At 53.3% G+C, this 22,898-nt stretch carries 26 protein-coding genes; 12 read left to right on the top strand and 14 right to left on the bottom strand.

The window, feature by feature from the left end; genetic code table 11:
• Positions 1–2: 2 nt before the first annotated feature.
• The 3 genes from DW350_RS03250 to DW350_RS03240 form a co-directional block, all read right to left on the bottom strand.
• Positions 3–1,340: a Na(+)-translocating NADH-quinone reductase subunit A gene (locus DW350_RS03250; protein ID WP_115717487.1), complete on the bottom strand. Its 1,338-nt coding sequence runs from the start codon at positions 1,338–1,340 to the stop codon at positions 3–5.
• Between the two features lie 278 nt (positions 1,341–1,618).
• Positions 1,619–1,936: a BolA family protein gene (locus DW350_RS03245; protein WP_115717485.1), complete on the bottom strand. Its 318-nt coding sequence runs from the start codon at positions 1,934–1,936 to the stop codon at positions 1,619–1,621.
• Between the two features lie 34 nt (positions 1,937–1,970).
• Positions 1,971–2,633: an alpha-ketoglutarate-dependent dioxygenase AlkB family protein gene (locus DW350_RS03240; protein ID WP_115717483.1), complete on the bottom strand. Its 663-nt coding sequence runs from the start codon at positions 2,631–2,633 to the stop codon at positions 1,971–1,973.
• Between DW350_RS03240 and DW350_RS03235 the strand changes: the two genes are divergently transcribed.
• Positions 2,613–3,719 carry a methyltransferase gene (locus tag DW350_RS03235; protein ID WP_226911376.1) on the top strand — a complete coding sequence of 369 codons (1,107 nt, stop codon included), beginning with the start codon at positions 2,613–2,615 and terminating at the stop codon, positions 3,717–3,719. The two genes, DW350_RS03240 and DW350_RS03235, sit on opposite strands and share 21 nt — an antisense overlap.
• A gap of 39 nt (positions 3,720–3,758) precedes the next feature.
• Here DW350_RS03235 and DW350_RS03230 read toward each other — a convergent pair whose 3' ends face one another.
• The gene (locus tag DW350_RS03230) at positions 3,759–4,196 is read right to left on the bottom strand and encodes a DUF2214 family protein (RefSeq protein ID WP_115717479.1); all 438 of its coding nucleotides are present in this window, start codon (positions 4,194–4,196) and stop codon (positions 3,759–3,761) included.
• A 313-nt stretch (positions 4,197–4,509) separates the two neighbouring features.
• On the opposite strand from DW350_RS03230, the gene DW350_RS03225 reads away from it, so the two are divergent.
• From DW350_RS03225 to DW350_RS03195, 7 genes are all read left to right on the top strand, one after another.
• Positions 4,510–5,046: a YajG family lipoprotein gene (locus DW350_RS03225; protein ID WP_115717477.1), complete on the top strand. Its 537-nt coding sequence runs from the start codon at positions 4,510–4,512 to the stop codon at positions 5,044–5,046.
• A gap of 38 nt (positions 5,047–5,084) precedes the next feature.
• On the top strand, positions 5,085–6,047 hold the full coding sequence (locus tag DW350_RS03220; protein WP_115717475.1) for a hypothetical protein: 963 nt from the start codon (positions 5,085–5,087) through the stop codon (positions 6,045–6,047).
• 23 nt (positions 6,048–6,070) lie between these two features.
• The gene (locus DW350_RS03215) at positions 6,071–6,667 is read left to right on the top strand and encodes a peptidylprolyl isomerase (protein ID WP_115717473.1); all 597 of its coding nucleotides are present in this window, start codon (positions 6,071–6,073) and stop codon (positions 6,665–6,667) included.
• Positions 6,668–6,795: 128 nt separating this feature from the next.
• Positions 6,796–7,116, top strand: a complete 321-nt coding sequence (locus tag DW350_RS03210; protein WP_152032930.1) for a hypothetical protein — start codon at positions 6,796–6,798, stop codon at positions 7,114–7,116.
• Between the two features lie 66 nt (positions 7,117–7,182).
• Positions 7,183–8,427 (top strand): AmpG family muropeptide MFS transporter, encoded by a 1,245-nt coding sequence (locus DW350_RS03205; protein ID WP_226911375.1) that lies wholly within the window; start codon positions 7,183–7,185, stop codon positions 8,425–8,427.
• A 76-nt stretch (positions 8,428–8,503) separates the two neighbouring features.
• A complete protein-coding gene (locus DW350_RS03200) occupies positions 8,504–8,848 on the top strand; it encodes a VanZ family protein (protein ID WP_115717470.1) in 345 nt (114 codons plus the stop codon).
• Entirely contained in the window at positions 8,836–9,642 is an 807-nt protein-coding gene (locus tag DW350_RS03195; protein ID WP_115717468.1) for a ketopantoate reductase family protein, read from the top strand. Before DW350_RS03200 ends, DW350_RS03195 begins: the two co-directional genes overlap by 13 nt.
• Positions 9,643–9,671: 29 nt before the next feature.
• Here the strand turns inward: DW350_RS03195 and thiI are convergent, their stop codons facing one another.
• The 3 genes from thiI to pomA form a co-directional block, all read right to left on the bottom strand.
• Positions 9,672–11,123, bottom strand: coding sequence for a tRNA uracil 4-sulfurtransferase ThiI (thiI, locus tag DW350_RS03190; protein ID WP_115717466.1), 1,452 nt, complete (start codon positions 11,121–11,123; stop codon positions 9,672–9,674).
• Between the two features lie 87 nt (positions 11,124–11,210).
• Positions 11,211–12,158 (bottom strand): flagellar motor protein MotB, encoded by a 948-nt coding sequence (locus DW350_RS03185; RefSeq protein ID WP_115717464.1) that lies wholly within the window; start codon positions 12,156–12,158, stop codon positions 11,211–11,213.
• Positions 12,159–12,160: 2 nt separating this feature from the next.
• Positions 12,161–12,925: a flagellar motor protein PomA gene (gene pomA / locus DW350_RS03180; RefSeq protein WP_115717462.1), complete on the bottom strand. Its 765-nt coding sequence runs from the start codon at positions 12,923–12,925 to the stop codon at positions 12,161–12,163.
• Between the two features lie 177 nt (positions 12,926–13,102).
• Here pomA and DW350_RS03175 point away from each other — a divergent pair, with 177 nt between their 5' ends.
• The 4 genes from DW350_RS03175 to DW350_RS03160 all read left to right on the top strand — a co-directional run bounded on the left by DW350_RS03175 (position 13,103) and on the right by DW350_RS03160 (position 17,618).
• Entirely contained in the window at positions 13,103–13,342 is a 240-nt protein-coding gene (locus DW350_RS03175; protein ID WP_115717460.1) for an exodeoxyribonuclease VII small subunit, read from the top strand.
• Complete coding sequence (gene ispA / locus DW350_RS03170) at positions 13,339–14,220, top strand: (2E,6E)-farnesyl diphosphate synthase (RefSeq protein ID WP_115717459.1); 882 nt, start codon at positions 13,339–13,341, stop codon at positions 14,218–14,220. The genes DW350_RS03175 and ispA overlap by 4 nt, the downstream gene beginning before the upstream one ends.
• A gap of 19 nt (positions 14,221–14,239) precedes the next feature.
• Positions 14,240–16,096: a 1-deoxy-D-xylulose-5-phosphate synthase gene (gene dxs, locus DW350_RS03165; RefSeq protein ID WP_115720544.1), complete on the top strand. Its 1,857-nt coding sequence runs from the start codon at positions 14,240–14,242 to the stop codon at positions 16,094–16,096.
• Positions 16,097–16,235: 139 nt separating this feature from the next.
• Positions 16,236–17,618, top strand: coding sequence for a GGDEF domain-containing protein (locus tag DW350_RS03160; protein ID WP_192954792.1), 1,383 nt, complete (start codon positions 16,236–16,238; stop codon positions 17,616–17,618).
• Here DW350_RS03160 and DW350_RS03155 read toward each other — a convergent pair.
• From DW350_RS03155 to ribD, 7 genes are all read right to left on the bottom strand, one after another.
• Entirely contained in the window at positions 17,583–18,077 is a 495-nt protein-coding gene (locus tag DW350_RS03155) for a phosphatidylglycerophosphatase A family protein (RefSeq protein ID WP_115717457.1), read from the bottom strand. The two genes, DW350_RS03160 and DW350_RS03155, sit on opposite strands and share 36 nt — an antisense overlap.
• Positions 18,074–19,042: a thiamine-phosphate kinase gene (gene thiL, locus DW350_RS03150; protein WP_115717455.1), complete on the bottom strand. Its 969-nt coding sequence runs from the start codon at positions 19,040–19,042 to the stop codon at positions 18,074–18,076. Before thiL ends, DW350_RS03155 begins: the two co-directional genes overlap by 4 nt.
• A gap of 48 nt (positions 19,043–19,090) precedes the next feature.
• Positions 19,091–19,504 carry a transcription antitermination factor NusB gene (nusB, locus tag DW350_RS03145; protein WP_115717454.1) on the bottom strand — a complete coding sequence of 138 codons (414 nt, stop codon included), beginning with the start codon at positions 19,502–19,504 and terminating at the stop codon, positions 19,091–19,093.
• On the bottom strand, positions 19,504–19,974 hold the full coding sequence (gene ribH, locus DW350_RS03140; protein ID WP_115717452.1) for a 6,7-dimethyl-8-ribityllumazine synthase: 471 nt from the start codon (positions 19,972–19,974) through the stop codon (positions 19,504–19,506). Before ribH ends, nusB begins: the two co-directional genes overlap by 1 nt.
• Positions 19,975–20,051: 77 nt before the next feature.
• Positions 20,052–21,164 (bottom strand): bifunctional 3,4-dihydroxy-2-butanone-4-phosphate synthase/GTP cyclohydrolase II, encoded by a 1,113-nt coding sequence (ribBA, locus tag DW350_RS03135; RefSeq protein ID WP_115717450.1) that lies wholly within the window; start codon positions 21,162–21,164, stop codon positions 20,052–20,054.
• A 9-nt stretch (positions 21,165–21,173) separates the two neighbouring features.
• Positions 21,174–21,824, bottom strand: coding sequence for a riboflavin synthase (locus DW350_RS03130; RefSeq protein WP_115717449.1), 651 nt, complete (start codon positions 21,822–21,824; stop codon positions 21,174–21,176).
• Entirely contained in the window at positions 21,809–22,894 is a 1,086-nt protein-coding gene (ribD, locus tag DW350_RS03125) for a bifunctional diaminohydroxyphosphoribosylaminopyrimidine deaminase/5-amino-6-(5-phosphoribosylamino)uracil reductase RibD (RefSeq protein WP_115717448.1), read from the bottom strand. The genes DW350_RS03130 and ribD overlap by 16 nt, the downstream gene beginning before the upstream one ends.
• Positions 22,895–22,898 lie beyond the last annotated feature (4 nt).

Genomic DNA, 22,898 nt, shown 5'->3' with positions numbered 1-22,898 from the left:
GATTAACCTTCCTTCTCGATCTTGGTCAGGCAAGAACGCAACGCCGCGGCGTAGTCGTATTTACCTGGACAAACAAAGGTACACAGCGCCAAGTCTTCTTCATCCAGTTCCAGTGCACCCAATTGTTGGGCACTGTCGGTATCGCCGGAGAGAATGTCACGCAGTAGCATGGTCGGCAGAATATCCAGCGGCATCACTCGCTCATAGTTACCAATTGGCACCATGGCACGGGGTGAACCGTTGGTGGTGGTAGTCATGCCAAACAGCTTCTTACCGAAATGGCCAAGATAAGCACGGGTCACAGAGAACTTGTCACTGCCAGGTGCCATCCAACCCAAGAAGTCTTTGGAACGACCTTCAGGCAAGGCGCTCACTTGCACGTGATAACGGCCAAGGTAGGCCTGAGGGCCAGCAGCAATAGCACCTGAAAGCACAGAGCCAGACACCACACGGTTTTCACCGTCAGCCAGTTCACCAGCGGTCAGCTCGGTGATGTTGGCACCCAGTTGGGTACGCAGCAGACGTGGCTTAAGCACACTGGGGCCAGCCAAAGCAACAACGCGGTTGCTGTAGAGCTTGCCTTCAGTGAACAGCTTGCCGTAGGCAATCACGTCTTGGTAACCCAAGTGCCAGGCCACTTTACTTAACGAAGCACCGTAAAGGTTGTGGATCTGCGTGCCAACCAGGCCTGCCGGATGAGGGCCGGTCACATCGTGCACTTCCACCTGTGGGCCAGCAACGGTGAGGTCGCTACCCGCCGCTTTACTGACAAACACCTTGCCTTCAGTCAAACGAGACAGCACGTTCAAACCGTTTTTAAAGGCGTCGAGCTGTTCTTTGATGATGATGGCAGGGTCAGCCGCCAGCGGGTTGGTATCGAGAGCGGAGATGAAAATGGCACCGGGGGCGGTGTCTATCGCAGGAATTTTGGAATAGGGACGGGTTCGAAGGGCAGTCCAAGCGCCGGAATCAACCAGCTGGTCTACCACCGTCTGGCGTTCCAATGTCGCCAGTTGGGAGGCGTCATATGCTGTGAAGCTGACTTCATCGTCGCCATCGATTTCGATGACAACGGATTGAAGTACCCGCTTCTCGCCCCGATTAATAGCAGCTACCTTTCCGGCAGCGGGGGCGGCAAATTTGACACCTGGGTTTTTCTTATCGTCGAAAATGATCTGCCCTTTCTTGACAAGATCACCTTCCCGGACGTGCATGGTCGGCCGCATGCCGATGTACTCTTCGCCCAGGACGGCAACTGTCTTGATGGCGGGACCATCGTGGATCACTTGCTCAGGCGCTCCACTAATGGGAACGTCCAGTCCTTTCTTGATGGTTATCATACGCACTTTGCACAACAGTTAAGGGAATTCTGTAGGCTGAACGCCACCCCGAAAGGCCAGCAATCAAGGCGGCGAAAAAGCGTTTGTGGCTGAAGTTAAACTTCGCTCTTATTACAAGCGGCATATTTTAGCACCGCTTGCACGGCAGTTACCATGGCTATTCAGCCTCTGTTGGGAACTTTTATTGATGTTAATCAGGCTAAAATCAATTGCGACAAGTTAACTAAAAAGGGGCGGACGCCCCTTTAACAACCATCGTAAAACACTGTTACAACAAGTTATTCAACTTTCGAGCCGCCTAAGCAGGCCGGAGAAGCCGGTACCTTGCCATAATATTGTAGCCACTCATCTGGTGTATAAGTATGCAGCGCCAGCGCATGAACAGGCCCAGCCAATTCATCAACCAGAATTTGGTTTACTGCCCGATGCCGGCTAACCAGTCGCTGCCCTTCAAACTCAGAGCTGACAATAACTACTTTAAAGTGGGTTTCCGCATCCTTCGGAACCGCGTGCATGAAGGATTCATTGACCACGCTTAGGTGTTCAGGCTTAAAGGCCAAGTGTAGTTTGTCCTCAATGTGACGCTGAACTGACATGGGTGTACTCCTATTTAAGAAGGCATTGACGCCTTCACTTTCCCTGACTCAAGGGAAAGATCTGACGAAAGGTCAGGCTTATCCGGCCCGTCGACACTCGCGCCCTGCTCGGCAGTCCATGCTGCCACCTTTGCTGCAATCCGGCCCCCATGACCAGTAGGCTGCCACTTGGCAAGCTTACCTTGAAAGATTGGCTGTTGGTTCTTGTTCTAAAAGCCAACTCCCGCTCTGCCCCTAAACTCACCATTGCGATAACGGGTGCAGGCCCCAACTCGGCTTCATCGTCACTGTGCCAACCCATTTTGTCGTTACCGTCACGATAATAGTTAGCCAGCACCGAATTGAATGGCTGATTTAAAAAAGCCGATAGGGCTAAAGCCCATTCCTTGAGCAGCGGATGCCAGGGGTGTGGCGCAAAAGCACGAGAGGAATAAGTATAGTGCGCAGCAGGATCGCCCAGCCAGGATTGCATGCGGGGTATTGGATGATTTTTTCCGAACACCGTGAGTTCAGGTTGTGCCCAATCAAGCTCGCTCAGTAGCCTGTCAAAGCAAAGAGTGGCATCAGCAGTAGACAGCAGTGACGGCCATAAACCCAGCATGTCCGGTGGGATAGAAGGCTGAACAGACTGCGCCAATGTGTCAAAATGCAGCTTTATTGGTTTCGGAATTTTCCCGTGTCCTCTTTGTGCGATCATTTCACTAAACTCGAACGTTTCTCCGGTAATCCCAAGGACGACTTGCAAGCATGGGACAGTGCTGATGAATACCTGCTGCAAAGCATACTGCCCCAAAGCCTCGACCGTCAGCGGCCAATTTTAATTTTGGGTGACAACTTCGGCGCCCTAAGCTGCGCCTTGGCGCATTTTCCAGTGCACACCGTTACCGATTCGGTTGTGAGCCACAATGCCATTCACCAGAACCTCGCCGCACTGGGCCTTACTGCCAACATTTGCTCGCCTCTGGCCCCGTGGCCAGAGGCCCCGCAGCTGGTTATCGCCCGGCTCCCAAAACAATTGTCACTGCTGGAATGGTGGCTTGCCAAACTCAAACCGCTCTTGCGCGCCGACAGCCTGGTGCTGTTTGCAGGTAAAGACAGGGACATTCCTGCCTCCGCTGAAGCCTTATTGCAGCGCTATATAGGCCCAACCGAACGCCTGTTAGGTTGGAAGAAAGCCCGCGCTTTCACCTGTAAAAGTGATGATAAAACGGCGCTACCTTTGCCAGCGCCAGTCAGCTGGGCATTGGAGAATACTGAATTTACTCTTAGCCACCAAGCTAACGTCTTTTCACGCCAAAGCTTGGATATTGGTGCGCGGCTGCTGCTCGCCAATATGCCCGAAGGCCAGTTTAACCGCGTGATTGATTTGGGCTGCGGTAACGGCGTGTTGGCGTTGATGATGGCCAGCCGCTACCCCGACGCCCAATACACACTGGTAGACGAGTCCTATTTAGCCGTGGCTTCTGCCGAGCAGAACTTGCAGCAAAATTTACCGGCGGTAAAAGTCGAATGCATTGCCAATGATTGCCTCAACGGCTTTGCCGCTAACAGCACCGACTTGGTGCTCTGCAACCCGCCTTTTCACCAACAACAGCTAGTGACCGACCATATTGCCTGGCAGATGTTTAAAGACGCGCGCAAGGTACTGAGAAAAGGTGGCCAGTTGTGGATAGTGGGCAACCGCCACCTTAACTACCACCTTAAGCTCAAGCGTCTTTTTGGTGGCTGCCAGTTGGTGGCCTCTGACCGTAAATTTGTGGTGCTTAAAGCGATTAAAAAGTAAAAAGCCCGGCTAGCCGGACTTTTTACTTAGCAAGCAGATTTAATTGCCTAAACCCACACCGCGGGCAATCAAGCAGCCTAATAACGGCAATATCAGCATCAGCAGCAACTGCGTGCGCAGCACCATCATCACGCCTTTACTCACAACAACACTGCTGTCTTGGCTCTTCTTGGCTTTGGCGTAAAAACCACCTGGCGCCATACCCATAATGGCCATCAGCACAAACAAGGTCAGTTTGGCGTGAAAAAAACCATTGGTGGTGTAAAAGGTTGCAGGCTTACCCACCACCAGCCACAGTAATAAACCGGCAACCAGGACCACTAAAACACCTAGCCAATAAACAAGGTGAACACGCGCCAGCGTTTTTAATTGCGCTTGGTCAACCGTTTTCCCCAGCAACAAATGCTCGGTAACCAGTGTCGCCATGATCACCATAATGCCGAGAAAATGTAGGTAACGAATAAAGATATCTTCCATTGTAAAACTCATTTGCAGTCAGGCATTTCGTGGTGGGCATAGTCCCACAAAGTGCCGTCAAGGCACAGCTTGCCAATGACATTGCTCACAAAAAAGCGAAGGGCAATCCCCCTTCACAGCACCACCTGCGGCTTTAACGGCCAGCCTTGTTTGCCTGAATAGGCCTAGATAAACTCCCTACCTAACGCATTGTTGCCATTGGTAGTAGGTGACCAAAGCCCTTGGCCCTCTATTTGCCAGATGGTCGTTATCAAAAAAGCCGGTATCAGGCTTAACCCGCATTCACCTTTATTTTGTTCAAAAGGACCGCCCCATGAGATATCTGCTTTTGGCCGCCTTACTGCTTGCCGGCTGCGCCAGTACCCCTCAATACGCCTTGCTTGATCCGCAAGCGGCTAACGTGACCAAAGCCGCCAACTTGCTTCCAATCCAGTTTGAGTTTCAAGATAGCCGTGCCGACCAAAGCGTAATTCACATGCCGAAAAACGTGCTCAGTAACGATTCAGGCCTCGACCAGCGCATTGCCAGCCGTTTGCGCGAAGGATTAAAAGCCAAGGGGTTTACGTTGGCGCCTGATGCCGATGCCAAACTGATCGTCAGCTTGGTTAAATTAAGCTCGGTAGTGAATAAGGGCTTTGCCAGCTATAAAAGCGAACAACAGGTGGTGATGATAGCCAAAGTCGAAAAAGGCAATCACACCATGACCAAACGCTTTACCAGCAATGGTAGTTTTGAAGCCCCCTTTGGCCCAGACATTGGCCGCTTAGAGGAAGAACTCAATAATCTCACTACCCAAACCATGACCTCCTTGTTAAGCGATCCGCAGATAACGCAGCTATTGAGTAACTGAACTACACTGGCGACAGAGCCCCTGCCAACAGGACAGCGATGGCATCTGTCGCCCTCTTCTTCGATCCCGCAAACCGTTTTCAGCTTGGTGAAGCCTTTGGCTTAAACTTGGGGCCATCCTTTGAGCTTAAACGCCATGGCCACTTCATTCTGGCCACTGATAGGCCGCAAGCCTTTATCGACACGCCCTCAGGCCCGGCGCTGTTTTTAGGGCCGACGCTTACCGCTCAACACCAGCAAAGCCTGCTTAGCAAACCGCTTTTAAACCTTGCCGCTTGTCCTGGCCCCTTTGTGTTATTTGCGCCCCTGGGCAGTTGCTATCTTGCCAGTAGTGACAACTACGGTTTCATTCCCCTTTTTAAAAGACAGCTAGGCGCAAGCTGGGCAGTCAGTACCGATCCGGCCTTATTAACGCAACTGGGGCCAATGACCCTGGATAACGACATTTTGTACGACTGCCTGACACTGGGCGCCCCCCTTGGCGACACCCTGTTCTTTGCCGATATCAAAGTACTGGCTTGCCAGCATTACTGGCTGGATGGGCGCAGTTATAAATTTGCCAAACAAAGCCTCACACAACCGCGCTGGGCCGACAATCGCCCCAGCCTACCTTGGCGCATGCAAGGCCGACGCGCACCGGCCACGGCTGCTAGTTATTTAGGGAACTGGCTACTTGGTGATGCAGAGCTTGCCCAGCGCCGCCAGCAGCAACGGCTGGTAAGACAAGAACACCTCGATAAAACCGCATTTTTGCAGCAACTTTGGCGCTGGCATTGGCAACACAAGGCCGCCAGCATCGGCATTGACCTTTATCAATGGTCACTGCCTGGTCTTAATGAGGCCAGCAACAGCTATCCACCGGCGCAGCACTCGGTATCGTACTGGTCGCTGCTACGCCGCCAATTTCAATGGCAACTGCTTTGGGCTTACTGGCAGCCCTCGGCCATAGCGCCGTTACTGGCAGCCAAGCATTGGCTTTTTAAAAAGACCCCGTTAACCTGATCCCTTTTTTAAGAGACCACGCTATGAAAAAGCTGATCGCGGCCTGCCTGTTCCTGTGCGCCTTTACCGCCCACGCAGCGGCTGTAAAAACCGCTGACCTACAACCCGACAACCTCTTTCCCCGAGTCAAAATGGAAACCAACTACGGCACTTTTGTTGTTGAGCTGGACAGAACCAAGGCGCCTATCACGGTGAATAACTTTCTGCGTTATGTGGTTGATGGCACCTACAACAACACTATTTTTCACCGTGTTATCAAAGGCTTTGTCGTGCAAGGCGGCGGCTTTACCCTTAAAGGCGCACCGGTGAAAACCCGCAAGCCGATATTTAACGAATCCGGTAATGGCCTTAAAAATACCTTAGGCAGTATCGCCATGGCCCGAGAAGATGACCCGCACTCTGCGACTAGCCAATTTTTCTTCAATATGGGAAATAATGATGGCTTAAACCCCAGCACTCGGCACTGGGGCTACACTGTATTTGGCGACATAATGAGCGGCATGTCGGTGTTGGAAAAAATTGAAAAAGTCCCCACGCAATATGACAGTAATGTCGGTGACCAAGACGTACCCACAGCGCCGGTTATTCTTGAAAAGGCCACACTCATCAAACAGAAATGAGAAATGAGAAATATTTAAGCCAAGTTCACAATTACTTGAGGTTTTCTACAACAAGTAGAATTTGTGATACTACAATACAACACTGGTATTAGATTCATAAGCGAGACTCCCCCAAAGTGAAACGCTTTTTGAGTAAAAACGTACCGCAATTGCTCACCCTTGCCGATGACTTACTTGGCTATAAAGTGACGGCAGAAGAACTCGATCGCGGTATCTGGCAGGTTTTAGAAAGCTGGGTAAATTCCGGCAAACCTAAAACCCAAGTACCTAGCGGCCAAGAGTTGGTGTTTTGGGATCTGTTGGGCATGATGCACAGCCACAAGCCTTACGAACTGCGTGGCCATCGAGTACTGCGAACGCAGCTGGAAACCCGAATTGACTACCTGCGCCACCCCGGCCAACGCCTACCCGAGAACCTGACAACACCGCCGTTGGCAGCGCCGCTTTAGGTTTACCTCGCTCTACAACTGTGGTTTGCTTTGCAGGCCACAGTATTAACTGCCCAAGGACACCTCTTGACCGACATCTCCTGGTGGCGACTGGTTTTCAGCCGTCGCATGATGCTCTGTGTATTAACCGGTTTTTCATCTGGCCTGCCACTGTATTTTTTGTTTCAACTGGTCCCGGGCTGGCTGAAAAGTCAGCACATTGATTTAGGCACCATCGGTTTATTGTCCTTGGTGCAATTCCCCTACACCTGGAAATTTATCTGGTCGCCACTGATGGACAGGCTTAACCTGCCGCTGCTTGGCCTTCGCCGCGGTTGGTTGTTAGTAACCCAGCTGGGCTTACTGCTAACCCTGGCATCCTTTGCGTTGTTATCGTCGGCTAACAACATGGAATTGGTGGTCATCGCCGCTGTATTGGTGGCCATATTCTCTGCTTCGCAAGACATCGTTATTGACGCTTTTCGCCGGGAAATACTGGCCGACAACGAATTGGGCCTCGGTAATGCCATTCATGTTAACGCTTATCGTTTGGCAGGCCTGGTGCCTGGCTCGCTGTCACTGATCCTTGCCGACCACTTTCCTTGGTCAACGGTTTTTGTGATCACCGCCGCTTTTATGGGTGTCGGCCTGCTGCTTACCGCCATTGCCGACGAGCCAGAGCATGAACGCACCCCTAGTACCTTGGAACAAGCCGTCATTGAACCCTTTAAAGAGTTCTTCCAGCGCAGCGACTTTAAAAGCGCCATCGCCATTTTGCTGTTTATGGTGCTCTACAAGCTTGGCGACAACATGGCAACTGCACTGCAAACCCCTTTTTATATGGACATGGGCTATAGCCTTTCCGACATCGGGCTGGTTGCTAAAAATGCCGCGCTCTGGCCCAGCATTATCGGTGGCATTATTGGCGGCTTGGCCATGGTTAAAATTGGTATCAACCGGTCGCTGTGGGTGTTTGGTGTAGTGCAGTGGCTCAGTATTTTGGGCTACGCGCTGCTGTCTTATTTGGCACCGGAGCAGCGCAACTTATGGTGGCTGGCAGCCGTGGTTGGCACTGAATACCTGGGAGTGGGCTTGGGCGCCGCCGCCCTTACCGCTTTTATTGCCCGCAGTGCCAGCCGTAACTACCTGGCAACACAGCTGGCGCTGCTGACCGCCCTTACCGCGGTGCCGCGAGTGATCGCCAATGCTGGCACCGGCTATATGGTGGAATATATGGGTTGGCTGCATTTCTTTTTGTTCTGCGCCGCTATCGCGATTCCCGGCATGTTAATGCTGCCCAAGGTCGCGCCTTGGGCAGATAAAGCGAATTAAGCAACAGTTTGTTCACCCTGGCGCAAGGACTTAGCCACTAGTTTAAAATTGCCCGAACATATTCAACGGAGAACGGATGCAGGCTGTGCTGCTCTCACCCCGAACCTATCAACTACTGCTGGCACTGGCGGTTGTTACCACGGCCCTTTTTGCCATCACCAAAGGCAGTTATCCGCAGCCAGGTGGTGACAAAACCGTACACGCCACCACCTTTTTTGTATTAAGCCTGCTGAGCTTTGGTGCCTGGCGCCGCAGTTACTGGCAGCAATGGTTAGGCCTTGCTGCCTATGGCGGCCTGATTGAATTAGTGCAGTGGTATATTCCCTACCGTGACGCCAACATCTTTGACTGGTGTGCCGACCTGGTTGGCATGGCTATCGCCTATACGCTGATTTTCGCTGCGAAACGATGGGCAAAGTAGGCATTATTGGTGGCGGCGCCATCGGCCAGCTTATTGCCAAGCGCTTGCAAGCCGCCGATCAGGAAGTCTGCATTAAGGGCCGCGAGCCGCTAACCAATAGCACTGACGCTGATATCTGGCTTATCTGCACCAAAAGCTATCAGGTGTTAGATGCCGTCCGGGCGCTTGCACCCTCGCCTTCGCTGCCATTGGTACTGCTCAGTAATGGCTTGGGTAGCCATGAGCAATTAGCCCAGCAGTTTGCTAATCCGCTTTATCTTGGCACAACCACTTATGGCGCTAAACGCGATGGGAATGTTGTTGCCATGACTGGCCGTGGCCAATGTTGGTATGGACACTACAAGGGCGGTAAAGCGCAACTGGGGCGCGTGCACCAAGTACTGAACTTGGCGCTGCCGCCGGCCTTATTCTTTGACAATGTCTTGCTGCCACTGTGGCGAAAACTGGCGATTAATGCCGTGATTAACCCGCTAACAGCGCGTGATAACGTCAACAATGGCGCGTTACTGGCAAGCCACTACCAGCAAGAAATAGCTAGGCTAGTCAGCGAAATGCAGCCGGTGTTGGCTGCGCAAGGGCTGGCCATGAATGTAGAGCAGCTCACCACGGCCATTTTGGCGGTGGCTGAGGCCACAGCGCCCAATACCTCGTCGATGCTGGCAGATAAAAAGGCAGGCCGGCGCACCGAAATTGATGCCATCACTGGCTATCTTTGCCAGCAAGCAGCGGCCCTTGGCTTAGCAGTACCAAGCCACCAAGCGCTTTGGCAGCACATTAAAGGCTCAGATAGATAATAAAAAGCCCGGCAATGCCGGACTTTTTATTAGTGCGGGCGATAAACCCTTACGTTATCAAAGCCTTGTTCTTGTAAATACAGGGCTTGGAGCTTACTCATTACCCCTTTAGCGCAGTAAAGGTAATAGAGCTGCTCTTTGGGTAAATCCCCAAATTGCGTTGCCAGTTTATAAAAAGGCACCGCTTTTACCTCTACGCCAGCCACATCCAAGGGAGCGTTTTCTTCCTCTTCCGGGGCGCGAATATCCAGAATAACGCCGTTATCCGGCACCTCAGCAAAAGCCTCTATTTCGGTAACCTGCTCACTGGCCTGGCTGGCAATATCACGAATATCGGTCACCTGGGCATTTTCCAAAGCGCTGTCCAGCACCGCAAAATCAAAGCCGGCTTCGGTGGCTTCAACCTTTTTAATATCGGCTTTTACGTTGGGGCTTTTGGAAATAACACCGCAAAATTCCGGCATGGTTTCGGCAATCTCAAAAGTACCAATAGCCCGGGCAGTATCAACAATCTCTTGTTTGTCGGTAAAGATCAGTGGCCGCAAAATCAGCATATCAACGCTGCGCTCAATGACGGTGAGGTTGGTCAGGGTTTGGCTGGAAACCTGGCCGACCGCTTCACCGGTAACAAGGGCTTGAATTCCCATACGCTCAGCCACTTTGGTGGCGGCACGCATCATCATGCGTTTGAGCACCACGCCCATCAGGCCGTCTTCAATTTTTTCGAGAATTTCCCCAACCACCGCTTCAAAAGGCACGGTAATAAATTTCACCCGGTGCGAGGCACCAAAACGGTCCCACAGGTGATACGCCATTTGTTTGGTGCCAATTTCGTGGGCATTTCCGCCCAAATTAAAGAAGCAGTAATGGGTGCGAGAACCACGGCGAATGGCCTGATAGCTGGCCACCCCGGAGTCAAAGCCGCCGGAAATAAGGCTCAGCAAGTCTTCTTGGGTTTTAATGGGAAAGCCACCCAAGCCTTGATGGCGCTGGGTGATGAGGTAAAGCTTTTGTGCCTCAATCTCAATCTGTAAGGTGACATCCGGGTTTTTCAGGCGCACGCCGCCGGTGGCGTTATTTTGATTAAGGCCGCCGCCTACATAACGTTCTACCTCGATAGAGGTAAATTCGTGCTTGCCGCTGCGTTTAACCCGCACGCAAAAGCTTTTACCGGCCAAGGTATGGCCCCAGTTTTGCTGGGCTACCAGGTAAATGTCGTGGAGGTTTTCAAAGGTAAATTCGGAGACTTCCAAGGCGTGAGACACCCCGGGGGTCGAGCAAATTTTTTCAATAACTTTGGCTTTATCCGCCTCGTCAGGTACCCGCACTTCAAGTTTGTCCCAGAAGCGATCGACCTTGGCTTCTTCGGCCACCCGGCGTACCGCTACCCGCAAGTTAGACTCTAACAGCTTGATAAAACGCAGCCTGACCGACTTGCTCTTGATGGTGATTTCCGAATGGAGCTTGATGATGAACTTCACGAGATAACCCTACTGACGAAAAAGCGTGCGGATTATACTCTGCAACCGCGGCGCTTTCACCCTAAGCGCCGCTTTTGCTGGTTCAAATCAAGGTTTGGGGGTAGAAGGCAGCTGGTCGCTGTACTTGGGTTTGCCCTGATTAATGGCAATTTCCACCCGGCGGTTTTTCGCCCTGTTGGCATAAGAGGTGTTGGGAACCAGGGGCCGGGTGTCAGCAAAACCACGTACAATCAAACGGTTATGCGCAAGACCTTTCACTCTTAACAACTCATTGGTTACCGCCAGCGCCCGCTGCACCGACAAATCCCAGTTCGAGGTGTAAAGTTCGGAATGCACCTGCATGTCGTCGGTAAAGCCCGACACGGTAATTTCCCCAGGCACATCTTTTAGCAGCTCACCCACCTTGTGAATAATGGGCCTGAACTTGGGCTGCAAGAAGGCAGAACCCGACGGAAAGGAGCCTTGCTCACGGATCCGAATCACCAACTGCTGGCCAAGGGCTTCCAGCTCAATAGCGCCGTCTTTGATTTCCGAACTTAAGGCCTGGGCCATGGTGCGGGCCAGTTCGCTGCTTTCTTGCTGCTGCTCTTGCTGTTGTTGGGAATCTTCTGACGACTCAACGGTGCTTTGTTCACCACTGGTGGCCGCTTCACCGCCCATTTTATTGTCGCGCTGGGTGTTTTCACCGCCCACATACTGGCTTTCACCGTTCTGAAACTCCAGGCTCTGCTGGGTCATTTCCATGGTTTGCTGTTGCACGGTTTCAATGGGGGTTGGCTGCGGACGGCCCGGGCTAAATTCCTGGGCAATAACCGAGGTGCCTTTGGGAATATCTTTCACCTCGATGCGGTTTTGCACCCCAAAGGCATACTTCATCGAACCGGCTATCTGCTTGAACTTAATCACGTCCATTTCTGAAAAGGACAACAGCAGCACGAAAAAGCACATCAACAGAGACATCAAATCGGCAAAAGTCCCCATATAGGCCGGTAACCCCGGCGGCGGACATTTGCACTTCTCGATTTCGTCACTCATGGCTATTCGTCCGTTGTTTTCACTTGGCGCTTGGACTCAGCCAGATAGTTTTTGAGCATGTTTTCAATCACCCGGGGATTAAGCCCGGCTTGAATGCCCAATACTGCGTCAAGGATCAGCCGGCGGTTCAACATTTCTTCGTTCATTCGAAGGTTGAGTTTGTCGGCAATGGGAATACACACCATGTTGGCAATAATGGCGCCGTAAAGGGTGGTCAGCAACGCCACCGCCATGGCCGGGCCGATGGCTTTGGGGTCATCCATGTTTTTAAGCATTGCCACCAAACCAACCAGGGTACCAATCATCCCCATGGCCGGGGCCACGTCTGCCATGGCTTTGAAAATCGACATGCCGCGCTCGTGGCGTTCGGTGGTTTCGGCAATATCCTTGAGCATGTTGCTCTTCACCACTTCCACATCGTGGCCATCCACCAACAGGTCGATACCTTTTCTGAAAAAACTGTTTTTCACCTCGGCCTCTTCCAAGGCCAAAAAGCCGCCCTTACGCGCCGCATCGGCCATTTCCACCGCTTTGGTGATCAATTCGTCCGGTTTTTCCAGCTTGAACATAAATGCCTTCATGGCAATTTTAGTTGCACCGAAAAACTGGCCCATGCTGTACTTGATCAGCACCACACAAAGCGAGCCGCCAATCACAATCAAGGTGGAGGGAGTGTCATAGAATGCACTGAGAGATCCCCCTTGAACCATCGCCATAACGACAAAGGCAAAGGAGCCAAGAAGACCAATGAGTGTTGCCAGATCCAAGGTAAGTCTCTCCTAATTTTTACGCCAACTGGGTAAACAACTACCCGACTGCGAGTTTATTCTTGCCTGTAGGAGCGAGATGAACAAGGGCTTAAGTTTGCGTTCAAGCCTGCTAGGCAGTAATTTGTGCGCCCAGAACTTCATCGACCGCAAGTGGCACCGACTTAAGGGTAAAAGATGGCCAAAAAACAGCCTGAAAACATGACCTTTGAAGAAAACCTCAAAGAACTGGAAGCCGTTGTCACTCAACTTGAGCAGGGTGAACTCAGTCTAGACGAGGCATTAAAACAGTTCGAGCGAGGCGTCGCCTTAAGTAGAGAAAGCGAACAAAAACTCAAAGCCGCCGAGCAAAAAGTACAGATGCTACTTGACGATGGCAAGAGCATGGCCCCTTTCCATCAAGAGCCTGACGCATGAGTCTTGTCGAAAACCAACACTATTACCGCCAGCGTATAGATGCTTACCTCAGCGACCTGGTGGCGGCGTTGCCCGATTTAGCGCCAACCCTAAAAAGCGCTATTGGCCACGGTTTGCTGCTGGGCGGTAAACGGGTGCGGCCATTTTTGGCCTATAACACCGGCGTGATGCTGGGTCTTGATGAAGCCAAACTTGACCCCTTAGCCGCTGCCGTTGAATGCATTCATGCTTATTCGCTTATCCATGATGACCTGCCGGCCATGGATGACGACAGCCTGCGCCGTGGCCAGCCAACCGTGCATGTCGCCTTTGATGAAGCCACCGCTATTTTGGCCGGTGATGCCTTACAAGGTTTAGCCTTTGAAGAGCTGGCCAAATGCCAAACACCCAGTTTGGCTGGCTTTCAAAAACTGTTAGTGGTTTTTGCACAGGCTGCCGGTTATCACGGCATGGTATCGGGGCAAGCAATGGATATGGCCGCCACCGGCAAAGAACTGACCCTTAGCGAACTCGAGCAGGTGCATGCCCATAAAACCGGGGCCCTGATCCGTGCCAGCGTATTGATGCCCGCTTTGGTGGCCGGCATTGCGCAAGACCAATATCAGCAATTAGGTGTGTTTGCTGAAAAACTCGGTTTAGCCTTTCAGGTACAAGACGATATTCTCGACGTTACCGCCAATACCGAGACCTTGGGTAAAACTCAGGGCAAGGACCAACGAGATCACAAAGCCACCTATCCGGCCCTACTTGGGCTGAACCAGGCCAAAACCAAAGCTCAGACTCTGGTAGACGAAGCGCTGTCCTGCTTGGCTTCATTACCCTACAATAGCGAGCATTTGGCAGCGCTCGCCCGCTATGTCATCACTCGAGAGCGCTAATGGCGCCAGCAAAGCAATGATGAGCACCGATAACAAGAACTACCCATTACTCAGTGATATTGCATCACCAGAGGATCTTCGAAAACTCCCGCAGGAGCAGCTCGCCGAGCTATCCGATGAACTGCGCCGGTATCTGTTGGAATCGGTTAGTCAGTCGTCTGGGCACCTGGCATCGGGCTTAGGCACCGTTGAATTAACGGTGGCGCTGCATTACATCTATCAAACCCCTTTTGACCGCCTGGTTTGGGACGTGGGCCATCAAGCCTACCCTCATAAAATCCTCACCGGTCGGCGCGAACAAATGGGTACCATTCGCCAAAAAAATGGCCTGCACCCTTTCCCCTGGCGCGAAGAAAGTGAATACGACATTTTATCTGTTGGTCACTCTTCTACGTCCATTTCTGCCGCCCTCGGCATGGCCATTGCCGCCGAAAAAGAAAACGCGGGCCGCAAAGTGGTGTCGGTTATTGGCGACGGCGCTCTGACCGCGGGCATGGTGTTTGAAGCCATGAACCACGCTGGCGATATCGGTACCGATATGGTGGTGGTGCTCAACGACAACGACATGTCTATCTCGGAAAATGTCGGCGCCCTTAATAAACATCTGGCCCGTCTGTTGTCCGGCAGTCTTTACACCTCCTTTCGTGAAGGCGGCAAAAAGGTTTTGTCGGGGATCCCGCCGATTAAGGCGCTGGCGAAAAAAGCCGAAGAGCACCTCAAAGGCATGGTGGTACCCGGCACCTTGTTTGAAGAGCTGGGTTTTAACTACATCGGCCCCATCGATGGCCACGATGTCGAAGGGCTGGTCGATTGCCTGCGCAACATGCGTAACCTCAAGGGCCCGCAGCTGCTGCACGTGATGACCAAAAAGGGTAAAGGCTATGCACCGGCGGAAAACGACCCCATCGGTTACCACGGCGTGCCCAAGTTTGACCCGGCCCAAGACAGCTTGCCCAAGGCCAGTGGCAGCAAACCAAGCTTTTCAAAAATCTTTGGTGATTGGCTCTGCGACATGGCTGCCACCGACCCCAAACTGATGGCCATTACCCCAGCGATGCGGGAAGGCTCGGGCATGGTGCGCTTTAGCCAGGAATATCCTGAACAGTATTTTGATGTCGCTATTGCCGAGCAGCATGCCACCACCCTGGCTGCAGGCTTTGCTATTGAAGGCTTAAAGCCGGTGGTCGCCATTTATTCAAGCTTCCTGCAACGTGCCTACGACCAGCTCATTCACGATGTAGCCTTGATGAATCTACCGGTGCTGTTTGCCATTGACCGCGCCGGTATTGTTGGTGCCGATGGCCCCACCCATCAGGGCGCCTTCGATTTAAGCTTCCTGCGCGCCATTCCCAACATGGTGGTAATGACCCCAGCCGACGAAGACCAATGCCGGCAAATGCTTTATACCGGTTACCAGTACAACGGCCCGGCGGCGGTGCGCTACCCCCGCGGCAGCGGTATTGGCACCGAGCTGCAAACCACCATGACCGCACTGCCGATAGGTAAAGGCGTCGAGGTTCGCAGTGGTAAAAAAATTGCCATTTTGGCTTTTGGCACCTTACTGCACGAAGCGCTAAAGGCCGCCGAAGAGCTCGATGCAACGGTGTGCGACATGCGCTTTGTCAAACCGCTAGATGGCGCTTTGGTCGATGCCATGGCACAGCGCCATGAACTCCTGGTAACACTAGAGGAAAACGTCGTCATGGGCGGCGCGGGTTCTGCGGTTGCCGAGCACCTCAATGCCACTGGCGCTAACAGGTCGCTGCTGCAGCTTGGCTTGCCCGATGAGTTTATCAAGCATGGTTCCCAAACCGAGATACTCGAAGAGTTGGGGCTCGATGCCAAAGGCATTGTTCGCAGCATCCAAGCCAGGTAAATGAAAAAGGCGCTAACAGCGCCTTTTTCATGTGTTCATATCCTTGCCGTTAAGAGTTGTAGCTATGTTTTCCAGCAGCCTTTTGCTTAGGCGACTATCTTTGGGGCTGTTACCAACGGCAAAGGACATTACGCATTTCATGCATCGTCAGTTTCCTCTGGTAAGGTTTGCCCTCTCTGTTACCAAGCCACTGGCATTGCTGTCGCTTGCCAGCGCGCTGCTGGTACTGCTCTCCTACCCGCTTGGTATGGAACAAATTATTCGCCCGGTCGTCACAGGCCCAGGCTCTCACCCGGTCACCGCCAGTTGCATTATTCTGCTGAGTTTGGCGCAGCTGCGCAGTAAACACAGTTATCTTGCACTGTTACTGGCAACCCTGGTGGCATTGGTCAGTGCCGCACGGCTGTTTTTTGACGCCCATCTTCCCAGCGATGTAGTGCCATTTGAGCAAACCCTTTCGCGTATTAACCAACATGGCCATGCCATTAACTTTGGTGTGCACAGCGCTTTTTGCTTATTGATGAGCGCCCTTGGGCTGATTGCCTTTAACCTGTTTCGGCCCCGCTTATCACAACTGTTGGCAATGCTGGGTTTTGCCATGCCACAGGTGGCCATGACCGGCTACGCCTTTGGCATGTCGCATTTTTATGGCGAGATGTCGCTCACCACCATCATGATGGTGACGCCAGTAACATTGGCCATTTTATTAAGCAGTGCCCACCGCGGCGGCATCAGAGCCATATTAAGCCCTTGGGCCGGCGGCAAAGTGGCGCGGTTACAGTTGTTTTTAAGTATGGGTGTGCCGTTTTTGGTGGGATTACTGCTGATTAAAACGGCCGAGCGCTCACCCAGTGTGTCATTTGGTTTGTTGATAGTGGTGATAAGCCAGGCCAGTGCCTTGATGATCGCCCTGTCGGCCATTCTTTACGAGCAAATGGACCGCAGCCGCCGCGCCTCACACCGCCAATTAGAGCAGTTGGCTACCCGCGACCCTTTAACTGGCGCTTATAACCGCCATGCGTTAGAGCGGCGCGCTGAAATCGAACTGGCCCGCAGCCGCCGTCATGGTTTCCCTTTATCGGCGGTTATCATTGATGCTGACCACTTTAAACGCATTAATGACACCTTCGGCCACAGTGTTGGCGATATCGTCTTACAACGCCTGGCAAGCCTTTTGAGCAGCAATAGCCGCACGCAAGACTTGGTTGCCCGTTGGGGCGGTGAGGAATTTGTGCTGCTGTTACCCGACACCAACGCCGAAAATACCCTGAAGGTGGCTGAGAAAATGCGTGATGCCGTGGCCAGTACCGATTTTAGTGACATCGCCGAGCGGCTGCAGGTCACCATTTCCGTGGGCACGGCCCAGTTGGCCCGTAATGAAACAATGAGCGAGCTACTGCGCCGGGCTGATTTGGCACTTTATCAGGCAAAAGATGAGGGAAGAAACTGCGTAAAAATGGCTCCCGCCATGGTCGCCATTCACAGCTCACATAGTAAAGAAGTGCAGCAGCAACTGCATTAAAACAAAAGACACAACCCCTGCCAGCACATCGTCAATCATGATGCCAAAACCGCCGTGTAAGTGGCGGTCACACCAGCTAATGGGCCAGGGTTTTAACACATCAAAAAAGCGAAATAGCAAAAAACCCACCAACAGCCATTGCCAGGTAACCGGCGCTAAAAACAGCGTAATCAGCATACCGGCCACTTCGTCCCAAACAATAGCGCTGTGGTCATGTACGCCCATATCTCGGCTGGCGCGGGCACAGATATAAATGCCGCCATAGATGGCCAGTACGGTAACTAGCGCATAGGCAGGCCAAGGCAGCAGGCTCAGTACCAGAAATAGCGGTATCGCCGCCAGGCTTCCAAAGGTGCCCGGCGCTTTAGGTGCAAGCCCAGAACCAAAGCCGAGTGCCAAAAAGTGCCAGGGGTTTTTAAGACTCAGCAGCCTTACCGGGTTTGGGGCGGTTTTACTCATGACCAGCTGTGCTCATAACCGTGTACGTCAAGCTCGATAGTTTGGCCATGGTCCAAGAAGCTAATGCCTTCCCCACCTCTTAGCTGGCCGATGCAATTGTGCTTCACGCCACAATGGGCAAGGGCAGTATCCAAGGCACCTTTTTGCGCCTCCGGCACGGTAAAGAGCAGTTCATAGTCATCACCGCCCGCCAACGCCAACTGCCAGGCCGCTTCTTGAGACACCGTTCCGCTAAGGGCTTTACTGAGCGGCAATCGCTCCATAAACAGGTTAGCGCCACAATGCGAGGCTTTGAGGATATGGCCAAGGTCAGCGGCCAAACCGTCAGAGATATCAATGGCGGCAGAGGCAATACCCCGCAACGAATGGCCAGCAGCCAATCTTGGGGTGGGGTAATGCAAGCGGTTAATTAAATACTCGCGGTTATCGCTGGACGCTTGCTCTCGGCCTTGCACCAGCGCCAACCCCAACGCAGCGTCACCCAAGGTGCCGGTCACAAAAAGCCAGTCGCCGGGCTTGGCGCCGCCGCGGGTTAATTGCTTGCCGGTGGGAATTTTGCCTTGGGCAGTAATGGTGATAGATAACGGACCCCGGGTGGTGTCGCCCCCCACTAAGGTCACGCCATAGTAGTCACAGACTTCCACCACCGCTGCGCTGAACTCTGCAAGCCAGGCCTCGTCCGCCTCGGGCAGCGTCAGTGCTAACGACAGCCAAGCCGCCTCAGCGCCCATGGCCGCCAAATCAGACAGATTTACCGCCACCGCTTTATGGCCAATCGCCCGGGCGGGGGTGTTTTCAGGAAAATGCACCCCGGCAACCAGGGTATCGGTGGTTACAGCCAGTAAGGTGTTGTCACTCACTGCAAGCAGGGCACAGTCATCACCGATGCCCAAAACTACATCCTTGCGTTGGTGGCCTTTGCCTTTGAAATAGGAGTCGATTAACGCGAATTCACGGCTTGCCATCAATAAAAAGCCAGCATTACTGCTGGCCCTCCTTACGGTCTTTCAGGGTTATTTGCCCTGTTGGTCCCGAATAAATTTGTCCAGTACGCCATTTACAAACTTATGGCTGTCTTCTGCGGCAAAGGTCTTGGCCAGTTCAATGGCCTCGTTCAGCGCCACTTTGTAAGGGACATCTTTGCGGCGCGTCAGTTCATAAAGACCCAGGCGCAATGCTGCTTTTTCTACCAGATCGACATCAGCCAGTGGGCGGCTAACGTAGCCGGCCAAAATGGTATCTAACTCATCGGTATGGGTTGCAACACCAACGATCAGATCGCGGAAATAATCCACGTCTACTTCGTTCATGTCCTGCTCGGTCAGGAACTGGTGCTCTACCTCAGCGATAGGGTCGTTAGTCATCTGCCACTGATACAGTGCTTGCAGGGCAAGGCGGCGAGCCTTACGACGAAAAGCCGGTTTCATCAGCCCTCCAGAGCGTCGATGACGTTAACCATTTCCAAGGCAGAAAGGGCAGCTTCTGCGCCTTTGTTTCCTGCTTTGGTGCCGGCCCGTTCAATGGCCTGCTCAATGGTATCGGTAGTCAGCACGCCAAAGGCAACAGGGATGTCATAGTCCATCGCCACAGAGGCCAGGCCCTTGTTGCACTCAGCGCACACATATTCAAAATGGGGCGTTCCGCCACGGATCACGGCACCTAAAGAAATGATGGCGTCATATTTTTTGCTCGCCGCCACTTTCTTGGCTGCCAGAGGCAGTTCAACGGCACCAGGAACACGCACAATGGTGATGTGCTCATCCGGTACCTGACCATGGCGCTTAAGAGCGTCCACGGCGCCGTCGACCAGGGAGTCGACAATAAAGCTATTAAAACGAGACACCACCAGCGCAAATTTGTGCTTGGGCGCTGCAAAACCGCCTTCAATGATCTTCATAGCGTAACTCTTGACCCGAGAAAAACGGCGCTATGTTAGCACAGCGCCTGACATTGGCCTACTGATTACCATGGCCGTTATTCGGCGACATACTCCACCACTTCCAGGCCAAAACCGCTTAGGGAGTGGTAGCGTTTATCGGAACTCGACAGCAGCCGCATTTTACCGACCCCAAGGTCAGCCAGAATTTGCGAGCCGATACCGACGCGGCGGCTGGTGCCGCTCCACTGCGCAGGCGGTGGTTCCTGGCCGCAGTCTTGGGCAGCAAAATGCAATAATTTGCGCACCAGGTCGCTATCAGACTCTTCCGACCCCAGCAGTACCAATACGCCGCCTTCTTTCCCTACCCTTTCCATGGCTTTGTACAGGGGCCAGCTGCGTGAAACGCTGCGGTCGGAAAGCAGTAAGTCAGTTAAGCGATTATGCAAATGCACCCGCACCAGGGTTGGCGTGTCGGCCAAAACCTCGCCTTTTTTCAGCGCAAAGTGTAGGCGGCCATCAATGGTGTCGCGGTAGGTTACCAGGTCAAAATCGCCATAAAGGGTTGGCAAATTGCACTGGGTGATACGCTCGATGGTGGTTTCATGCAGCGAGCGGTATTCAATCAGGTCGGCAATGGTGCCCACTTTAATGCCGTGCTTTTCACCAAACGCTTCCAGCTGTGGCCGCCGGGCCATGGTGCCGTCATCATTGAGTACTTCAACAATAACGCCGGAGGCTTCAAAACCAGCCAACCGCGCCAGGTCGCACCCGGCTTCGGTGTGGCCCGCCCGAGTCAAAACGCCGCCGTCTTGCGCCATGATCGGGAAAATATGCCCCGGCTGCACCACATCGCTTGCCACCGCGTCTTTGGCAACGGCCGCTTGCACGGTGCGGGCTCGGTCAGCCGCGCTAATGCCGGTGGTCACCCCTTCGGCAGCTTCAATTGACACCGTAAAGGCGGTGCCAAATTGGGCATTGTTGTCTTTTGCCATCAGCGGCAAGTTCAAGCGCTGGCAACGGTCGCGGGTCATGGTCAAGCAAATAAGGCCGCGACCATGGGTGGCCATGAAATTAATAATATCCGGGGTCACTTTCTCAGCGGCAACGATAAGGTCGCCCTCGTTTTCCCGGTCTTCATCGTCCATGAGAATGACCATTTTGCCGGCGCGGATGTCGTCAATGATGTCTTTAATGGGTGACAGGGCCATGCTCAATCCTTATTTCAAAAAGCCGCTACGGGCTAATAAATCCAGTGTAACGCTTTCTTTTGGCTCGCTGCTGGGTGTCAATAACCGCTCGACGTACCGGGCCAGCAAGTCCACTTCAAGATTCACCAAGCTGCCGGCCTGCCAATCCTTGATGGTGGTTTCACCTTGGGTATGGGGCACTATGGTCAGCAGAAAGCGCGGGCCATCAACGGCGTTTACGGTAAGGCTGATGCCATCAACGGTCACCGAGCCTTTTTCAGCAATGTAGCGGCCAAGCGCCGCTGGCGCCTTTAGCCAAAACTCGATGGCACGGTCGGTGTTTTGCCGGCTTTGCACTTCGGCAACGCCGTCCACATGGCCGGAAACCAAATGCCCGCCTAAACGGCTGGTCGGCAATAAGGCTTTTTCTAAGTTAACCGCACTGCCCGCTTTTAATTTGGCAAAGCCGGTACGTTTGAGGGTTTCGCCAGAGACATCAGCGCTGTAACCGTCGCCATGCAGAGCCGTAACGGTCAAGCAAACACCGTTGGTGGCAATAGAGTCGCCGAGCTTGACGTCGCTCAAATCCAGCTTGCCGCTGGCGATACGCAGCAGCGCGTCGCTGCCACTGAGCTTGATGCTGGCAACCCGGCCCACCGCTTCAATTATGCCGGTAAACATGACACCTCCAGGGTCAGGCGGATATCGTCGCCCACCTGACGTACATCTTTGATGCTAAAGCGTGGCGCTTGCGCCATTTCGCTAAATACCGGCAGCGCCAGCAGACCGCGGCTTTGGTCGCCCATCACCACCGGCGCTTGGTAGAGCACTAATTCATCCACCAGACCTTCGGCAATAAAGGCGCCAGCTAACTTGGCCCCGGCTTCAATCAATACCGAGTTCACCGGCAGTTTTTTCAATAGCGCCGTTAAAAAGCCCTCTTCTGGCAAGCGCAGGGTCTCAACATGGTCGGGAAAGGTGCGGTGATCTTGATGGTTACTCACCACCCAGGCCGGGGTTGGCACCTGGAAAAAACCATTGTCTGAACCCAGCCGCTGCCGCCGGTCCAGCACCACCCGTAGCGGTTGGCGTACCTGTTCGAGCGGATACGGCTCTGGAAACTGGTTGAGGCGCACATTAAGGGACGGCTCGTCCGCCAGCACCGTGCCAGCGCCGGTGATAATGGCGCCGCTCATGGCGCGCAGGCGCTGCACATCGCTGCGCGCCTCGGGGCCGGTTATCCACTTCGATTGGCCATTGTTAAGGGCGGTACGGCCATCAATACTGGCTGCCAACTTCACCCGCACATACGGCAGGCCGGTTTCCATTTTCTTTAAAAATCCCGGGTTTAAGGCGCGGGCATCGGCTTCTAACAAGCCCGACTCGGCCTTAATACCGGCATCTTCAAGAATTTTCAGGCCTTTGCCCGCCACCTTGGGGTTTGGGTCCACCATGGCGGCAACCACCCGGGCAACACCGGCTTTGACCAAGGCTTCGGCGCACGGCGGCGTGCGGCCGTAATGGGCGCAAGGTTCCAGGGTGACATAAGCGGTGGCGCCACTTGCATTAGCACCGGCCATATTCAGGGCATGAATTTCGGCATGGGGAGTACCGGCCTGCTGGTGCCAGCCTTCTCCGACAATTTCGCCGTTTTTGACAATGACGCAGCCAACGGCGGGATTGGGTTCGGTGGTGTAGCGACCTTTAGCCGCCAGCTTGATGGCACGAGCCATCCAAATTGCATCGGTCATCAGC

It is taken from the genome of Gallaecimonas mangrovi (assembly GCF_003367375.1).
In the GTDB taxonomy this organism is placed as follows: Bacteria; Pseudomonadota; Gammaproteobacteria; order Enterobacterales; family Gallaecimonadaceae; genus Gallaecimonas; species Gallaecimonas mangrovi.
Note: the sequence above shows the minus strand (reverse complement) of the source record. Positions and strands in the feature narration are given on the sequence as shown.

What these genes read in the sequence shown, in the direction of transcription:
- DW350_RS03250 (WP_115717487.1), bottom strand. Translation starts at nt 1,340, where the DNA reads ATGATAACCATCAAGAAAGGACTGGACGTTCCCATTAGTGGAGCGCCT.
- DW350_RS03245 (WP_115717485.1), bottom strand. Translation starts at nt 1,936, where the DNA reads ATGTCAGTTCAGCGTCACATTGAGGACAAACTACACTTGGCCTTTAAG.
- DW350_RS03240 (WP_115717483.1), bottom strand. Translation starts at nt 2,633, where the DNA reads ATGATCGCACAAAGAGGACACGGGAAAATTCCGAAACCAATAAAGCTG.
- DW350_RS03230 (WP_115717479.1), bottom strand. Translation starts at nt 4,196, where the DNA reads ATGGAAGATATCTTTATTCGTTACCTACATTTTCTCGGCATTATGGTG.
- DW350_RS03225 (WP_115717477.1), top strand. Translation starts at nt 4,510, where the DNA reads ATGAGATATCTGCTTTTGGCCGCCTTACTGCTTGCCGGCTGCGCCAGT.
- DW350_RS03220 (WP_115717475.1), top strand. Translation starts at nt 5,085, where the DNA reads ATGGCATCTGTCGCCCTCTTCTTCGATCCCGCAAACCGTTTTCAGCTT.
- DW350_RS03215 (WP_115717473.1), top strand. Translation starts at nt 6,071, where the DNA reads ATGAAAAAGCTGATCGCGGCCTGCCTGTTCCTGTGCGCCTTTACCGCC.
- DW350_RS03200 (WP_115717470.1), top strand. Translation starts at nt 8,504, where the DNA reads ATGCAGGCTGTGCTGCTCTCACCCCGAACCTATCAACTACTGCTGGCA.
- DW350_RS03195 (WP_115717468.1), top strand. Translation starts at nt 8,836, where the DNA reads ATGGGCAAAGTAGGCATTATTGGTGGCGGCGCCATCGGCCAGCTTATT.
- DW350_RS03185 (WP_115717464.1), bottom strand. Translation starts at nt 12,158, where the DNA reads ATGAGTGACGAAATCGAGAAGTGCAAATGTCCGCCGCCGGGGTTACCG.
- DW350_RS03175 (WP_115717460.1), top strand. Translation starts at nt 13,103, where the DNA reads ATGGCCAAAAAACAGCCTGAAAACATGACCTTTGAAGAAAACCTCAAA.
- ispA (WP_115717459.1), top strand. Translation starts at nt 13,339, where the DNA reads ATGAGTCTTGTCGAAAACCAACACTATTACCGCCAGCGTATAGATGCT.
- dxs (WP_115720544.1), top strand. Translation starts at nt 14,240, where the DNA reads ATGAGCACCGATAACAAGAACTACCCATTACTCAGTGATATTGCATCA.
- DW350_RS03160 (WP_192954792.1), top strand. Translation starts at nt 16,236, where the DNA reads ATGCATCGTCAGTTTCCTCTGGTAAGGTTTGCCCTCTCTGTTACCAAG.
- DW350_RS03155 (WP_115717457.1), bottom strand. Translation starts at nt 18,077, where the DNA reads ATGAGTAAAACCGCCCCAAACCCGGTAAGGCTGCTGAGTCTTAAAAAC.
- thiL (WP_115717455.1), bottom strand. Translation starts at nt 19,042, where the DNA reads ATGGCAAGCCGTGAATTCGCGTTAATCGACTCCTATTTCAAAGGCAAA.
- nusB (WP_115717454.1), bottom strand. Translation starts at nt 19,504, where the DNA reads ATGAAACCGGCTTTTCGTCGTAAGGCTCGCCGCCTTGCCCTGCAAGCA.
- ribH (WP_115717452.1), bottom strand. Translation starts at nt 19,974, where the DNA reads ATGAAGATCATTGAAGGCGGTTTTGCAGCGCCCAAGCACAAATTTGCG.
- ribBA (WP_115717450.1), bottom strand. Translation starts at nt 21,164, where the DNA reads ATGGCCCTGTCACCCATTAAAGACATCATTGACGACATCCGCGCCGGC.
- DW350_RS03130 (WP_115717449.1), bottom strand. Translation starts at nt 21,824, where the DNA reads ATGTTTACCGGCATAATTGAAGCGGTGGGCCGGGTTGCCAGCATCAAG.
- ribD (WP_115717448.1), bottom strand. Translation starts at nt 22,894, where the DNA reads ATGACCGATGCAATTTGGATGGCTCGTGCCATCAAGCTGGCGGCTAAA.